Origin of the sequence: Gordonia sputi NBRC 100414, from assembly GCF_000248055.1 — a bacterium.
Lineage (GTDB): Bacteria > Actinomycetota > Actinomycetes > Mycobacteriales > Mycobacteriaceae > Gordonia > Gordonia sputi.
Genome location: NZ_BAFC01000140.1, coordinates 16,813 through 32,345, shown reverse-complemented (window position 1 = coordinate 32,345; position 15,533 = coordinate 16,813). Strand labels below are relative to the sequence as shown.

General features: G+C 66.9%; 14 protein-coding genes and 2 pseudogenes. 10 read left to right on the top strand and 6 right to left on the bottom strand.

Features of this window, described 5'->3' with window-relative positions; all coding sequences use genetic code 11:
* The first annotated feature begins 24 nt into the window (after positions 1–24).
* Positions 25–1,104: an alpha/beta fold hydrolase gene (locus GOSPT_RS22350; RefSeq protein WP_005209401.1), complete on the top strand. Its 1,080-nt coding sequence runs from the start codon at positions 25–27 to the stop codon at positions 1,102–1,104.
* On the opposite strand, the gene GOSPT_RS22345 is transcribed toward GOSPT_RS22350, so the two are convergent.
* The 3 genes from GOSPT_RS22345 to GOSPT_RS22955 all read right to left on the bottom strand — a co-directional run bounded on the left by GOSPT_RS22345 (position 1,095) and on the right by GOSPT_RS22955 (position 3,908).
* Positions 1,095–2,444: a sensor histidine kinase gene (locus GOSPT_RS22345; RefSeq protein ID WP_005209399.1), complete on the bottom strand. Its 1,350-nt coding sequence runs from the start codon at positions 2,442–2,444 to the stop codon at positions 1,095–1,097. The genes GOSPT_RS22350 and GOSPT_RS22345 overlap by 10 nt on opposite strands.
* On the bottom strand, positions 2,441–3,136 hold the full coding sequence (locus GOSPT_RS22340) for a response regulator transcription factor (protein WP_005209396.1): 696 nt from the start codon (positions 3,134–3,136) through the stop codon (positions 2,441–2,443). The genes GOSPT_RS22345 and GOSPT_RS22340 overlap by 4 nt, the downstream gene beginning before the upstream one ends.
* 73 nt (positions 3,137–3,209) lie before the next feature.
* The gene (locus GOSPT_RS22955) at positions 3,210–3,908 is read right to left on the bottom strand and encodes a DUF5666 domain-containing protein (RefSeq protein WP_141630978.1); all 699 of its coding nucleotides are present in this window, start codon (positions 3,906–3,908) and stop codon (positions 3,210–3,212) included.
* A 103-nt stretch (positions 3,909–4,011) separates the two neighbouring features.
* Here GOSPT_RS22955 and GOSPT_RS22330 point away from each other — a divergent pair.
* Positions 4,012–5,310, top strand: a pseudogene (locus GOSPT_RS22330) (DUF1800 domain-containing protein); the annotation flags it as partial.
* 205 nt (positions 5,311–5,515) lie between these two features.
* A pseudogene (locus tag GOSPT_RS24635) lies at positions 5,516–6,581 on the top strand (DUF1501 domain-containing protein).
* Positions 6,582–6,614: 33 nt separating this feature from the next.
* Here the strand turns inward: GOSPT_RS24635 and GOSPT_RS22320 are convergent.
* Positions 6,615–7,769 carry a UDP-N-acetylmuramate dehydrogenase gene (locus GOSPT_RS22320; protein ID WP_247608543.1) on the bottom strand — a complete coding sequence of 385 codons (1,155 nt, stop codon included), beginning with the start codon at positions 7,767–7,769 and terminating at the stop codon, positions 6,615–6,617.
* Between GOSPT_RS22320 and GOSPT_RS22315 the strand changes: the two genes are divergently transcribed.
* From GOSPT_RS22315 to GOSPT_RS22290, 6 genes are all read left to right on the top strand, one after another.
* On the top strand, positions 7,768–8,262 hold the full coding sequence (locus tag GOSPT_RS22315; protein WP_005209387.1) for a DUF2505 domain-containing protein: 495 nt from the start codon (positions 7,768–7,770) through the stop codon (positions 8,260–8,262). The two genes, GOSPT_RS22320 and GOSPT_RS22315, sit on opposite strands and share 2 nt — an antisense overlap.
* Positions 8,263–8,349: 87 nt before the next feature.
* Positions 8,350–8,859: a DUF2505 domain-containing protein gene (locus GOSPT_RS22310; protein WP_005209386.1), complete on the top strand. Its 510-nt coding sequence runs from the start codon at positions 8,350–8,352 to the stop codon at positions 8,857–8,859.
* 127 nt (positions 8,860–8,986) lie between these two features.
* The gene (locus tag GOSPT_RS22305) at positions 8,987–9,688 is read left to right on the top strand and encodes a class I SAM-dependent methyltransferase (protein WP_245548777.1); all 702 of its coding nucleotides are present in this window, start codon (positions 8,987–8,989) and stop codon (positions 9,686–9,688) included.
* A gap of 44 nt (positions 9,689–9,732) precedes the next feature.
* Entirely contained in the window at positions 9,733–10,527 is a 795-nt protein-coding gene (locus GOSPT_RS22300) for a carbon-nitrogen hydrolase family protein (RefSeq protein WP_039857072.1), read from the top strand.
* 76 nt (positions 10,528–10,603) lie between these two features.
* The gene (locus tag GOSPT_RS22295) at positions 10,604–11,749 is read left to right on the top strand and encodes an LmeA family phospholipid-binding protein (RefSeq protein ID WP_005209383.1); all 1,146 of its coding nucleotides are present in this window, start codon (positions 10,604–10,606) and stop codon (positions 11,747–11,749) included.
* A gap of 150 nt (positions 11,750–11,899) precedes the next feature.
* On the top strand, positions 11,900–12,733 hold the full coding sequence (locus GOSPT_RS22290) for a hypothetical protein (protein ID WP_005209382.1): 834 nt from the start codon (positions 11,900–11,902) through the stop codon (positions 12,731–12,733).
* A 60-nt stretch (positions 12,734–12,793) separates the two neighbouring features.
* On the opposite strand, the gene purU is transcribed toward GOSPT_RS22290, so the two are convergent.
* Positions 12,794–13,687, bottom strand: a complete 894-nt coding sequence (gene purU, locus GOSPT_RS22285; RefSeq protein ID WP_005209381.1) for a formyltetrahydrofolate deformylase — start codon at positions 13,685–13,687, stop codon at positions 12,794–12,796.
* Between the two features lie 27 nt (positions 13,688–13,714).
* Here purU and deoC point away from each other — a divergent pair, with 27 nt between their 5' ends.
* A complete protein-coding gene (gene deoC / locus GOSPT_RS22280) occupies positions 13,715–14,392 on the top strand; it encodes a deoxyribose-phosphate aldolase (RefSeq protein WP_005209380.1) in 678 nt (225 codons plus the stop codon).
* A gap of 156 nt (positions 14,393–14,548) precedes the next feature.
* Here the strand turns inward: deoC and GOSPT_RS22275 are convergent, their stop codons facing one another.
* Positions 14,549–15,526: an NAD(P)/FAD-dependent oxidoreductase gene (locus GOSPT_RS22275; protein WP_005209379.1), complete on the bottom strand. Its 978-nt coding sequence runs from the start codon at positions 15,524–15,526 to the stop codon at positions 14,549–14,551.
* Positions 15,527–15,533 lie beyond the last annotated feature (7 nt).

The following is a 15,533-nucleotide window of genomic DNA, read 5'->3' as shown; positions in this document are numbered from 1 at the left end:
CCACCCGGGGTGGAGTGGAGACGTATGAAGACTCGGAACTGGGCGCTCGGCGCCGCAGCGCTCGGGCTCGGTTCGGTGGCGGTTGGTGCGGGCACCAACCTCGCGGGGATCGCGCGTGGTGTGATGTCGTCGGCTCCGGCCGTCGACGATGGGCCCGACGACCTGCTCGCCGACCCGACGGCACCTCGCGTGCAGCGCAGCGTGGCGAGCATCGACGGAACCAGGCTGAACGTCGAGTTGTACGGTCCCGATCCTGCAGCCGCCGACACCGGTGACGTGATCGTCGCGGTGCACGGGTGGACCTGCAACACCCATTACTGGAATCCGCAGATCAACCACTTCGCGGGTGAGCGGACCGTCGTCGCCTACGACCAGCGCGGGCACGGGCTCAGCGAGCTCGGACGACGCAGGCCGACTGTCGACACCCTCGGCCACGACCTCGACGCCGTGCTCGGCGCCGTTGTCCCGCCCGGCCGCAAGGCGATTCTCATCGGCCACAGCATGGGTGGCATGACCATCATGTCGTGGGCCAAGCAGCACCCGGAGAAGGTCTCGACGACGGTGTCGGCCGTGGTGCTCGCGTCCACGGCGGCGCGCGGCGTCGTGCAGAACCACATGCTCATCCCCGAAGGGATGCCGCGTTACAGCAGGCCGTTCGTACCTGCGGTCAGTCGGATCGTCACCAGTGCGTCGACGCCACTGCCGCACGGCCCGTTCACGTCTCGCGTTTCCCAGTACGTGGCGCTCGGCTCGGCGGCACGCGCATCGCACGTGGAGTTCGTCGACACGATGATCATGGCGTGTCCGCCTCGTGCACGCGGTCGGTGGGGTGCGGCGATGGGCCGCCTCGACGTCGCGGCCGGACTCGATGCGTTGAGCGTCCCGACGACCGTGATCGTCGGCACCGACGATCGGCTCACCCCTCGCCGACACGCCGACGAGATGGCAGACATCCTGCGCCGCAACGGTTCTCTGCGTGACGAAGTCATTTTCGACGGCGTCGGGCACATGTCGACGATCGAGGCTGCGCAGCGCGTCAACGAGTTGCTCGCCGACCTCGTCGGCGAGGTGTCGCGCCCGCAGGCGCAGGCCGCTCAGTTCTGAGGTTCGTGAATCAACGGGAGACTCAGGATGAATGTCGCACCGGGAGAAGCGGTTTCGACCAGTTCGAGTTCTCCCCGATGTGACCGGGCGAGTCCTCGAGCGACTGCCAGGCCGAGACCCGACCCGCCGGATCTGCGGTCTCGCGAGTCGTCGAGGCGTACCAGACGCTCGAAGATCCGCTCCTCGTCGGCGGCAGGCACACCCGGTCCGGAATCGGTGACGGTGACAGTGACGACCTGCTGTCCGGTTCGACGCGTTGCGGTTCCGCATGTCACTCGCACCGCGCCGCCCGGCGGAGTCGCCTGACACGCATTGTCGAGGAGGTTGGCGACGATCTGCGCGACCCGCACGGGATCGGCCATCGTCGTCGGCGCGGTCCCACTCACCTCGATCGCCATGCCCTGGTGGACGATTCGGGCTCTCTGCGTCTGTTCCTCGGCTATCGCCTGGACATCAGTCGGTTCGACCCGTAGCACGAGTCCCGCGTCGATCCGGGCCATGTCCACCATGTCGTCGACGAGTCGACCGGCCCGTCTCGTCTCCTGAATGAGCAGCACCAGTAGCTCCTCCCGTTCGGCGAGCGGCGTGTCGGGAGGTAGCTGCAGCAGGGTCTCGGCAATCGCCTGAACGCCTGTCACCGGAGTGCGCAATTCGTGGGCGGCGTCGGCGACGAAGCGGCGCACCGATTGTTGCGCGCTGCGTTCGCGCGCCTCCGCATCCTCGAGCGAATCCAGCATGTCGTCGAATGCCTGTGCCGTGCGGCCGAGTTCGGAGTCGGATCGGGCAGGGAGGAGCCGTTCGCCCCGCCTGCCTCCGGCGATCGAGCGGGCGAGTGCTGTCATCGAGTCCAGCGGCCGGAGTGCGTAGCGGACGCCGAACCACAGCAGTATCACGGTGACGGCGAGTGCGCAGCCCGCGGCGATGCCCATCCCCCAGACGAGTCTGGTGTGCACCCCCTGCAGCACGCGGTTGTCGACGGACAGTGTTGCGGTCGCGTCCTGCGTCCAGTCATGTGTGCCGGCGAGTTTAACCGTTCGCGACACCTCGGTGTCGGCGGGTGGCAGACGTGGCCCCAGCTGTGTTCCGTCCGCCAGGGTCAGGTGTACCCGCACCGATCGCCCGTCGACCCGCCGTAGGAATGCCTCCGGAGTGGCGGCCGTCCTGGCGACCTGCCGGGCGGTTGTCACACGGTCGGTGAGGACGCTTTCCACCGCGCGCCGCGACGCGGCGTCGAACAGCGCCGACGTGATGGCCACCATCGCGATCAACGCGAGCGCGAGGACTGCGACGGCGACGACGGTTACGCGGGTCCGCAGCGACCCCGAGCGCAGCGCAGTCATCGATCGTCGACGCTGCTGGTCGGGTCGGCGGGCGCACGCATGATGTAGCCGAGCCCACGCTCGGTATGGAGCAGCCTCGGCCCGTGCGCCTCCAGTTTTCGACGCACCGCGCTCACGTTCACCTCGACCAGGTTCGGGTCGTAGTGCTCGTATCCCCACACGCCGGTGAGGATCTGCGTTTTGGTGACCACGCGGTCGCGTCGTCGAGCGAGGAACGCCAGCACGCGGAACTCGGTGGCGGTCAACGGGATCGGCGTCCCCGCGCGCAGGACGAGCGCGGCGTCGAGTTCGATCACGAGATCGTCGATGTGGATTGCCGCGGCTCCGCGGCCTCGCCGCCGGAGCACGGCTCCCACGCGCGCAACGAGTTCGGCCATCTCGAATGGTTTGACGATGTAGTCGTCGGCGCCGTCGGTGAGTCCACGCAATCGATCGGCGACGCCGTCGCGTGCAGTGACCATCAGAATGCCGGCATCGCTGCGCCGACGTACGACGTCGAGGAGGTCGAAGCCGTCGGAGCCGGGCAGCATGACGTCGAGGAGGACAACGTCCGGACGGAACTCGCGGAGGTCGTGTTCGATGCTCGACCCGTCTGGCCGACCTCGGACGGAATAGCCTGCGTCGGCGAGTGCGGACTCGACTCCGATCCTGATCGGGTCGGAGTCCTCGACGACAAGTACCGACGAGCTCATGGATCACCAGTGTGCCAGCGAGTCCGCAACTCCGGGGTCGGAGACGATCCGCACGGCGTGGGCACCCAGCGGATCAACTCGGCTGCGACGGCGGCGTTGCGGGCGCCTGCGGCACCGATGTCGGTTGTGTCCTCTTGACCACCCGCTTGGCTTCGATGGTGTCGCCCTTCCGTTGTCCTGCCACCGCGACGTGATCGCCGACTGCGAAATCGGATTGCTGCTCGGGGGCTTTAGCCGTTCCGAAAGTCGTGCCCGTGCCGACGTCCACTGCGACCTGCTGGTTCTTTCGCGTGGTGACGGTCCAGGTGGATCCATTCATCGCGCTGATCGTTCCGGCGGTGAGCTTGGCCGCCTTGTTCTTCGCCCCCTTGTGGTGCTCTGCGCCAGACGCGGCATGCGTCGACGACCCAGTGCTCGCCGCCCCAGTGCTCGACGAGCCTGTGTCGGCGACGGCATAGCCGAGTCCGCCGCCGATCAGACCACCCGCGACCAACGCGACCACGCCCGTCAGGACGGCGGTGCGGTGTCGCTGGAGCGGATTGGACCGCTTCTTGCCGCCGCTGCTACCGGCGCCGCCCGGTGCGTCGTCTGACGGAACGTGGGATTGCGCTTCGTACTGATGCGTATGCGCCGCTTCGGGATCGGCTGCTTCCGAGTTGATCGGTTCGGTGTGGAATTGCTCGGTGTGGAATTGCTCGGTGTGGAATTGCTCTGTGGGATGGTCCCCTGTGGGGTCTGGCTCTGGTGTGCTTGATTCTGGGGTATTCGGCATGCGGTCCACGGTAGGAACGTCGCGGCGTCGTTGGCTGAAGACTGCCTGAAGGTTCGTCGCTGACCCTGGCGGGCGCGACTGCTCGCCGACCATGCTGGCGGATATGAGCCAATCGAGCGACTGGACGTCTGCGGCACGAGTGGTGCGCCGCATGGGGTTTGGTGCGACCGGCCGGGAAGTCGACGCCGCCGTCGAGCGCGGAATCAGCACCTATGTGACTGAATCCCTCGCGGGACAGACGGTCGACGATCCGGGCGTGCGTGCGACGCCGCTGCCACATTTCGATGACATCCAGCGGTTGGGTCGTTCGGCATCTGCGTCGGCCAGAAAACGGGTCAACGCTCAGATCGGCGAGCAGCTCAGCGAGCTCACCGAGTGGTGGCTACATCGCATGATCGCCGCCTCGAACCCCGTCACCGAGAAGCTGACCTTCATCTGGCACAGCCACTTCGCGACGTCGGCCGCAAAGGTCCGCACCGCGTCGGCGATGGCGGGACAGAACGAGAAGTTCCGCAGTCTCGGCCTCGGTGGGTTTCGGCCGTTGGCATACGCCATGCTGACCGACCCGGCGATGCTCCGCTGGCTCGACGGTCAGCAGAACACCAAGAAGGCACCCAACGAGAACCTGGCCCGTGAGTTCATGGAGCTGTTCGCGCTCGGTCACGGCAACGGTTACGACGAGACCGACGTTCGAGAGGGTGCCCGCGCTCTGACCGGCTGGCGTACCTCGCCCAGCGGTACGGCTGCGTTGCGGCAGGCCGAACATGATTCGGGAACCAAGACGGTGCTCGGCGTCACCGGACCACTCGACGCCGCCGGATTCTGCGACGCTGTGCTGGGGCATCCGGCATCCGCAGGATTCGTCGCATCTCGACTGTGGCAGCGCCTGGCGGGAGACGCCCCTCCGTCGCCGAGCGCGGCGCGCAGACTCACCTCGGCGTACGGACCCGAGCGCGATCTGCGGGCGCTGTTCGGCGCGATTCTCACCGATCCAGAACTTTCGCACGCGTCTGCGGTGCAGTCGCCGGTCGAGTGGCTGGTGGGCGCACAGCGTGCCCTGCAGCCAAACGTCAACCGTGGGGATCTGCACTACCTGGCGACCACCCTGCGTGGTCTCGGGCAATTGCCCTTCTACCCGCCCGACGTCGGTGGCTGGCCATCCGGGCAGGCGTGGTTGTCCACTGCGGCCACCGAGATCCGGTGGGACGCGGCGATGCGTGTCGCCAAGAAAGCACAGAACACGTCAATCGTCGACGCCTCCCCGACAGATCGGATCGACGCTGCGGCACATCTGCTCGGCGTCGGGAAGTTCTCGGATCGCACCACAGGGGTTCTGAAGCAGTCGATCGGAAATCCGGTGACCCTGACCGCCATTGCGCTCAACAGCCCCGAATACCTCACTGTCTGCACGAATCCCGATACGTGGATGCGAAGGAGGGCACGTGCCTTTTCTGGAAATCGATCGACGCACCTTCCTCGTCGGAACAGGAGTTCTCGCTGCACTCGGAGTGGCTGCGGGCGCAACGACGGTGACCTGGGACGAACTTCATCAGGCGGCGGTGCAACGCCCCCGCATCGTCGGCGACGGAATCCTCGTGCTCGTCACGATGTACGGCGGCAATGATGGACTCAACACACTGATTCCCTACGCGGACAACGCTTATCACGATGCCAGGAGCGAGCTAGCGTATTCGCCCGAACAGGTGCTGCAACTCGACGACTCGCTCGGATTGAACCCGGCGATGAAGGGAATGCACGACCTGTGGGGCGACGGATCGCTGGCCGTGGTCCGCGGCGTTGGATATCCCCAACCTGATCACAGCCACTTTCGGTCGATGGACATCTGGCAGACCGCGTCGCCGGGTTCGGCAGTGACCAGCGGATGGATCGGGCGATGGCTCGACGCAACCGGCGACGACCCGTTGCGTGCGGTGAACATCGGACCGGTGCTCCCCATGCTCGCGATAGGCACCAGGACGACCGCCGCCGCGCTCAATCCCTCCGGCCACGAACTCGCCGGTCCCGTGGTGGCGGCTGGCGTCACTCGGCCTACACGATCCGGCCGACGGCGTGGGACAACAGCAGGTCTGCGAGTCGTACGTGGCGGGACAGAAAGCGGCGCAGCAGTTCTCGTCGATCCGCTCGAGCTCGGGGAGCGGTTCGACACGTGCTGCAGGCGGACGGCCGGGTGCACACGGCGGCGCGCTCGCCGCTCAACTCGATGCCGTATCACGGTGTATCAAGGCGGGAGTTCCGACCAGGGTGTATTCGGTCAGCGTCGGCGGCTTCGACACGCACGCCGACGAACGCGAGACCCAGGAACGGCTTCTCGGCGAGGTCGATTCGGCGTTGAGTGCATTCTGTAAGGACATGGCGACCGACCCGCGAGGGAAGGATGTGGTGACGATGGCGTACTCGGAGTTCGGGCGACGCGTGCGCGCCAACGCGTCAGAGGGAACTGATCACGGAACCGCTGGGCCCGTGTTCATCGCGGGGGCGCCTGTGCGGGGAGGGTTCTACGGCGACGAACCCAGCCTGACCGACCTCGACAACGGGGACCTGAAGGCCACCACTGACTTTCGTGACATCTACGCCGAGTTGCTGGGCGTGGGACTCGGCTCCGATCCGACACCCGCGGTCGGAACCGGACGGCGACCGGTCGGGTTCCTATGAGCGGACGCCGCGATGGTCGGCTGCGATAGTCGGTCAGAGTGAGCAGTTCACCAGCACCGGCTCGGGGTGCAGCGTGACGCCGAACGCCTCGTACACGCCGGTGCGTACGTCGCGCGCGAGGTCGAGGAGTTCGTCGGCGGTCGCCCCGCCCCGATTGGTCACTGCCAGTGTGTGTTTGGTCGACAGTCGTGCGGGTGAGGCAGGGCCGGGATAGCCCTTGGCGTATCCCGCCCGTTCGATGAGCCAGCCCGCCGAGAGTTTGACGCCGTCGGCGACGGGAAACGCGGGCATGGAGATGTCGGCGCCGACGCGGTCGCGGATGCGTTCCATGACCGCGGGTGCGTCGTCGGACCCGATGATCGGGTTGGTGAAAAACGAACCGGCACTCCAGGTGTCGTGATCGTCGGCGTCGAGCACCATGCCCTTGCTGCGGCGCAGCCCCAGTACCGTCTCGCGGACGCGCGAGGCGTCGACACGTGAATCGCGTGCGACGTCGAGTCGGTCGGCGAGGTCGCGGTATCGCAGGGGCTGACTGAGGCGATCGTCGTTGAGCCAGAACGAGACTGCGACGACGACGAAATCGTCGCGGTACTTCAGGTTGCTCGTCCGATAGCCCAGTCCGAGTTCGCCAGGGGACACCCAGCGCAGCGTTCGCGCTCGCCTGTCGAGTACCTGCACGCTGCGCAAGATGTCGGCGACCTCGACCCCGTATGCGCCGACGTTCTGCACCGGCGTGGCGCCCGCGGCGCCCGGGATTCCCGAAAGGCATTCCAGCCCACCGAATCCCGCATCGATCGTTGCTGCGACGAGCGAGTCCCACACCACCCCGGCGTCGGCGGTCACGTGCGCGCGACCCGATTCGCGTCCGGTGCCGAAGTTGATGTGTCCGCTCTCGATCACGACGGCGGTGCCGTCGAACCCGTCGTCGGAGATCAACAGATTCGATCCGCCGCCGATGACGAGGACCCGTTCCGACTCGGCGTCGAGTGCGGTGATCTCCTCGACGACGCTGCGGGTGTCCGGGCAGTGCACGATCGCGTGTGCCGGTCCGCCGACCCGCAGCGTGGTCAGATCGGCGAGCGGCGCGGATTGCAGGGCGGAAGGGTTGTCGATCACGGTGTAACGGTAACCGAGCACGCGCTGTCGGGACCGATGGTGCGCGCTCGCTCGGGTAATGTCCTCACTCATGGCGAGCACGCTGAATCACACCGTGACCTACACGTTCTCCACCGCGCGGTACTGGGAGATCATCACCAACGAGCAGTATTGGCGTGATCTGCTCCAGATCATCAACTCGAGTCACGGCGTGCTCGAGTCGTTCTCCCTCGACGGCGACACCGTGACCGTCGAGATGAAGCAGGGCATCCCCGAGGACAAACTCCCGTCGATGATCACCAAGGTCCGCCCCGGCGACCTCGAGATCCCGCGTCGCAACGTGTTCACACGTAACGGCGAGACCATCAGCGGGACCATGACCGCGTCGGTCACCGGCGCACCCGCGACGGTCGAGGCCACGGTGTCGGTGACGGGCGATCCCGCGTCGATGCAGTACAGCGGCAGCGCGAACGTCTCGATCCCGTTCGTCGGCGGCAAGATCGAGAAGGCCGTCATCGACGAACTGATCAAGCTGCTCGACGCCGAGCACGACGAGACCGTCACCTGGGAGCAGTCCAACCACTGAGCTGGTGGCGAGAGGACGCGCTACGGCGCGGGTAGGCGCGGGTGCCGGTTTTTGATGGCCGTACCCTGCTCGGTTAGCCTGAAACCCATGGCACGACGGCTCAGTTACTCAGCGCGCTACTCGCATCCCGTGGAGAAGCTCTACGAAGCGCAGAGCACAAAGCAGTACTGGGACGACATGATGGCGGGGTTCCAGATGATCTCGCCGCACTGCGAGGTCGAGGATTTCCGATCCGACGAGACCGGCATGAGTGTTGTCCTCAAGCAGACCATCGGACGCGATCAGCTCCCGGCACTGGCGCAGACCGTGCTGATGAAGGACATGGTCATCACCCGCGAGGAGTCGTTCGGTCCGTTCGACCCCGACAACACCAAGGGCGACTACAACGCGTCGATTCCCGCGGGTCCCGGCAGCCTCAACGGCTGGCAGGAGCTGTTTCCCACGGAGACGGGCTGCACGATCCGCAAGACCACCGAGGTCAAGGTGTACATCCCGTTCGTCAACGGCAAGCTCGAGCAGTTGATGCTGGTCAACCTCGTCGACCTGTTCCGTGCCGAGGCCGAGTACGCCGCCGACTGGATCACGAAGAACCTCTAGCGCCTTGCCTGAGCGCGGAGCCGGCCCCGACAAGCGTGGCTCCGACAAGCGCGGCTCCGGCAAACCGACCGGCCGGATCACTCGCGGCACGACGAACATCAACCGTCTGCGCCGCGTCGACCGTTGGATGGCAACCGATGCCTCGGTGCTCACGGCGCTCGGTGAGGTGAACGCACCGCTCGTCGTCGACCTCGGTTACGGTGCCCGACCCGACACCACGGTCGAGATGGCTCAGCGGTTGCGAGCGGTGGCGCCCGATCTGGAGATGGTCGGACTCGAGATCGATCCCGAGCGCGTCGTCGAACCTCGTGACGGTGTGCGATTCGGTCTCGGTGGGTTCGAACTCGCGGGACTGCGACCGCAGCTCATCCGTGCGTTCAACGTGCTCCGGCAGTACGACGAGGACGAGGTCTGGCCCGCATGGCGTCGGCTGATGGACCGGCTCGGACCGAACGGCGTGATCGTCGAGGGCACCTGCGACGAACTCGGTCGACGCTGCACGTGGGTGTTGCTCGACGCTGACGGACCCCGCAGCCTCACCCTGAGCTGGGCTCCCGCGTACACGAGCCGACCGTCGGAGGTTGCCGAGCGGCTACCCAAGGCGCTCATCCACCGCAATGTGCCCGGCGAGCCCGTGCACGAGCTGCTCGTGGCCGCCGATCGGTGCTGGGACCTCGCGGCTCCGCACGCCGCGTTCGGCCCGCGTGCCCGGTGGCGCGAAACGCTGCGACTGTTGTCCGAGGCGGGTGTTCCGGTCGAGCCCGTCCGCAGGCGCAGCGTCGACAATGTATTGACGGTTCCGTGGTCCGTCGTTGCGCCGACGGAGTAGCCGAGACCGTCTCGACGGTCGGGTCGGGCAACTACGCTTGCCACATGCGCATCGCAATGGCACAGATCAACTCCAGCGATGATCCGAGCGCGAATCTCGTCGTCGTTGCCGACGCCGCGGCACAGGCTGCAGGCGACGGAGCCGACCTCGTCGTGTTCCCGGAGGCGACCATGTGTCGCTTCGGGGTTCCGCTGGGCCCGATCGCCGAACCGCTCGACGGGCCATGGGCCACGCGGGTCTCGCAGATCGCCGTCGACCGGCAGATCGTGATCATCGCGGGCATGTTCACGCCCGCCGACGACGGCCGGGTGTTCAACACCCTGCTGATCGCGCATCCCGATGGTCGCCGGGAGTCGTACGACAAGATCCACCTCTACGACGCATTCGGGTTTCTCGAGTCCCGGACCGTTGCCGCAGGCGACAAACCGGTGATCGTCGACGTCGCGGGCACCGCGGTCGGCGTCGCCACCTGCTACGACATCCGTTTCCCCGATCTGTTCACGACCCTTGCCGATCGCGGCGCGCAGGTCATTGCCGTGCCTGCGTCATGGGGTGCGGGGCCGGGGAAGGTCGCGCAATGGGAAGTGCTCGCGACGGCGAGGGCGCTCGATTCGTCGTGCTACGTGGTTGCGGTCGGGCAGGCAGAACCCGAGGATCCGGACCTTGCGCGGGGCAGTACACCAACCGGTGTAGGCCACAGCCAAATCACAGATCCCTTGGGTACGGTGGTCGCCGCGTACGGGTCCGGAGAATGTGTCCGGGCTCACGACATCGACCTAGCGGCGGTGGAGACGGCACGGACGCGCATCGCCGTCCTCGCCAACCGGAAATCCATCTGACCGATCTCGGCCCAAGCACTCACCACCGAGCTTGTGCGCCACGGATCGACGACCACGGACCGAAGGTGCTCTGACCATGACCGATAACGAGAAGGAACCCCAGTCGCGGCCAGGCGACGCCGACCCGTCGGCAACCCCCGACAGCGAATGGGCGCCGGTGGCCGACTCGACTTCGTCGTCGACGCCCGCTGGGGCCTCATCAACTGATCACGCGCCAAGCGATCACGCTCCCGCCGATCACGCCCCGACCGAGCAGTTCGCCGCGGCACCGACCGAACCCGGACCGCGGGCGTACTCGGCGACCGACGGTGGTACCCGGTCATTCGAGCAGGGTACGGCGACGACTGTCATCGATCCGGCCGATCCCACCGGCGAGCCGGTCCTCACCTCGCCTGTGCGTCGGCGTCGCACCGCCAAAATCATCGGCATCACCGCGGCTGCACTGGTCCTGGTACTCGTCATCGGCGCGGTGGCGTCGGAGCTGATCCTGCGTAAGCGGGTGACGGACTGCCTCGAGCAGCAGTTCAGCAGCCTCACCGGGGTGCCGACGACCGTCTCGCTCAGCAAGAAGCCGATGCTGCTGCAGGCCACGGGAAGCGAGATCCCCTGGGTGCAGGTCGACACCGCGAACGATTCGGCCGCGACCCGGTTGCACATCCGTGCCGACCGGATCGACGCCGAGAGCGACAAGACCACCGTCGGCTCGCTCGACGGCAGCGGATACGTCCCGTTCTCTCGCGTCGTCGAACTCGGGAAGCAGGAGACGGGCGGCAGCGGCACGGGCACAGGCGGCACCGGTACCGGCGGGAGCGGCACCGGAACCGATCAGAGTGGTGCCGGTGGGATCGTCTCCGGCGCGAACATCGAGTCCATCACGGGTAACGAGGCAGACGGCACCGTCGACGTCAGTACGTCGTTCAACCTGGGATTCATCCCGATCCCGGTGAGCGCGACGATCAAACCCACGACCGAAAACGGTCACATCAAGTTCGAGGTCGTGAAGGCCAACGCCTTGGTCTTCGGCATCCCGTCCGACTATGCCCAGCAGATCGTCGACGGCGTGTCCAAGACGATGTTCGGCCCGTTCTTCGATCAGGTGAACGTCAAGAACCTCAAGGTGACCAACGACGGCGTCGACTTTGCCGTCGACGGCGACAACCTCACGCTGACCAACTCCGCCACGGGTGCCAACGACAACTCGAATGGCTGCAACGTCCTCTGACCCCGTCCGACCGATCTGGGACCAATCCCTGGCCGCCAGGGCAGTTCCACGACGTCGTCGCAGGCCGGACCCGCGCGGCATCGGTACCCTCGAAGGGGGATGTCCGATTTTTTGTCACGACACCCACCCGCCCCCGTGTTGGAGGAGAACATGACCGCGCTGCTCTTGATCATCATCGTCGTCGTCCTCGTGGTTGGGGTGGTGGTGGTGTCGCAGCAGCGTTCGGGCGCGAGCAAGGCCCGCAGCCTCGACGACGCCAAGGCCGACGCCCGACAGGTCATCGAACGTCTCGGCGGTCAGGTGTACATGCTGGTCGGCGACTCGCCCGCGTCGAAGCAGGCACTCGCCGACGCCGGTGAGCGCTACACGGCGGCGGGCTCGCAGATCGATCAGGCCAACTCGCCCGCGCAGGCCCGCCTCGCGAAGCAGACCGCGATCGAGGGGCTCTACTACATCCGCGCCGCGCGCACGGCGATGAACATGGACCCGGGCCCGGCGATCCCTGAGCTCGACGGTCAGCGCAGCGCCGGTGCCGTCACCGAGGACCGCACCGTCGAGTTCGACGGACGTCAGGTCGAGGCGTCGCCGGCGCCGTCGTCGCGGACCCCGAACTACTATCCGGGCGGACGGGTTGCCGGGCGCCCCGTGCCCGCCGGGTGGTACTCCGAACCGTGGTGGAAGCCCGCACTGGTCGCGGGTGCCTGGGGCGTCGGCTCGATGTTGCTCTTCTCGACGCTGTTCTCGGGCATGCACGGAGTGCCTTACGACGCAGCCGCGTTCGAGAACGGCGCGGGCGACGGCTCCGACATGGCAGGCATCGACGGCGGCGGCGATTCCGGCGACTGGGGCGGCGGAGACTCGGGCAGCGGCGACTCGGGCGGCGGCGGCGACTGGGGTGGCGGCGATTCCGGAGGCGACTTCGGTGGCGGAGATTTCGGCGGTGGAGATTTCGGTGGCGGCGACTTCGGCGGGTTCGACTTCTGACCGTCGACCGGGCGCTCTATCGCGCCGACTGTGCGCTCGTCCCGCCGACTGTGCGCGAAACTAGTTGAACACCACGGTCTTTCGGCCGTGAACCAGCACGCGATCCTCGAGGTGCCAGCGCAGGCCGCGTGAGAGAACGAGCGTTTCGATGTCTCGGCCCTGACGCACCATGTCGTTCACCGAGTCGTTGTGGTCGATGCGGCTGACGTCCTGCTCGATAATCGGCCCGGCGTCGAGGTCGGCGGTGACGTAGTGGCACGTCGCGCCGATGAGTTTCACGCCGCGCGCGAACGCCTGATGGTAGGGGCGCGCTCCGACGAAGCTCGGCAAAAAGCTGTGGTGGATGTTGATGGCCTTGCCTGCCCACCGATCGCACAGCTGCGGCGGCACGATCTGCATGAAACGGGCCAGGACGACGGCATCGGGATCGAGGTCGTCGACGATCGACGCGACCTTCTCGAAGGCGCCCTGCTTGTCGCCTGCGGGAAAGGGCACGTAGTGAAACGGCACGCCGAACCGCGTCGTGAGTCCCTCGAGGTCACGATGATTGCCGACGACGGCCTCGACGCGGGCGGGTAGTTCGCCGCGGTCGGCGCGACCAAGTAGATCGGTGAGGCAGTGCCCCTCCTTGCTGACGAGGAGCACCACCGACTTCTGCACCCCGCTGTCGGTGAGTCGCCAGACGGTGTCCGGTCCGAAATCGGCGATGGCCGTGGCGAACCGCTCGCGAAGATCGTCGACGTCGGTCGAGACAGAGTCGGCGCGGACGGCCTGGCGGGTGAAGAACCAGCCGGTGTCGGGGTCGGAGTGGTAGGCCGCCTCGGTGATCCAACCGCCGACGTCGGCGAGGAACGTCGAGATCCGCGCGACGATACCGGTCCGGTCCGGACATCCGAGGGTCAGCACATACCGTCGGCCGGAGGTGTCTGGGCTGGAGGTGTCTGCGAGGGTCACACCACTCAGTGTGCCAAGCTCGCCTATGTGACCAACACCGACCTGACGCGCTCCGACGTCGCCGCGATCGTCGACCACACACTCCTCAAACCAGAAGCCACCCGCGCGGACGCCGAAGCGACGGTCGCCGAGGCCGCAGCCCTCGGCGTCTACGCCGTCTGTCTCTCACCGTCGATGCTGCCGATCGCTACGGGCGCTCAGAAGTCGTGCGCCGTCGCGGGCTTTCCGTCAGGGAAGCACCACTCGCTGGTCAAAGCCGCGGAGGCGCGGCTGGCCGTCGACTCCGGTGCTGACGAGGTCGACATGGTCATCGACGTCGGGGCAGCGCTCGCGGGCCACTTCGACGAGGTATTCGTCGACGTGCTGACCGTGCACGAGGCGATCGGCGACGCCGCGGTGCTCAAGGTGATCGTCGAATCTGCCGTTCTCCTCGACGTTGCGGGTCCCGAGACTCTCGCCGAGGTGTGCCGTCGCGCAGTGGCGGCAGGCGCAGGATTCGTCAAGACGTCGACGGGTTTCCATCCGGCGGGCGGCGCGTCGATCGAGGCCGTGCGCATCATGCGTGACACCGTCGGCCCGACCGTCGGGGTCAAGGCCAGCGGTGGCATCCGCACCGCCGACTTCGCGGCAGAACTCATCGAGGCCGGAGCGAGCAGGCTCGGACTGTCCGGCAGCCGCGCGGTGCTCGACGGCTTCCCCGACTAGCGTTCCGGCGCGCGCGGCCGGCCGCGGCGCGTAAATGTGTGTCGAATCGAAGGATGTGGGCGCTGCAGCACACACATCCTTCGATTCGACACACATTCTCCGGTCAGTCGACGGCGTGCTGCCTCCAATCTTCGACGACGCCCGCACGATCGACGACTACGCGGCTGCGCTGCCGACCGCCCTACGTGCATCGGTCACGGCGAGGTCGGCGTTGATCATCGCGCCGGCCTGCGTGCCCGCTGCGGCCGCTGCGCCGACCATGGCCATCGGATCGGCACAGTTCCCCGCGGCCCACACGCCCGTGAGCGGGGTCCGGCCGCCCATCTCCGTCGGAATGAACACACCCGCAGGCGTCGTGGTCGGTTCGCCGCCCAACGACTCGTACAGTGCGGTTCTCGCGACGAAACGCGGTGCGACGACCAGCGCGTCGAGTTCCACTTCGCTGCTGTCGGCCAAGACCGCGGCGCGTAGATGTCCCGACGCATCCGTGTCCAGCCGGGCCACCGGACCTGCGGCGTGCTCGACGCCGAGTGCGTCGAACATCGCGCGGTCGTCGTCGGACAGCGGCGGCATACCGTGATCAATCACCGTGATGTGCGGACTCAGCTGCCTGAACAACAGTGTCTGATGCGGCGTGGCCGGTCCCGTACCGAGGATTCCGATGCGCTTTCCACGAACCTCGTACCCGTGGCAGAAGGGGCAGTGCAATACGTCTGTGCCCCAGAGTGATTCGATGCCGACGATGTCCGGTAGTTCGTCGACGAGTCCGGATGCCAGCAGCAACCGGCGGGCGCGCAGCGTCGTTCCGTCGACCAGAGCTGCGTCGAAGGTGGTGTCTCCGTAGGGTTCTGCGTGGTCGAATTCTGTGCGCGTGACCGACTTCACCTCTCCCGAGATGATCTGTGCGCCATAGGACTGCGCTTCTTCGCGACCGATGGCGACGAGCTGCAACGGCGAGACTCCTTCTCGGCCGAGGAGATTGTGTGCTCCCTCGGCGGGCGCGTTGCGGGGCTTGCCCGCGTCGACGACCGCGACCGAGCGCAACGACCGGGCCAGCGCGACGGCGGCAGCCAAACCTGTTGCGCCACCGCCGATCACGAGCGTGTCATACGTGACAGTCGATGTCTGTGGCATGAAAGTG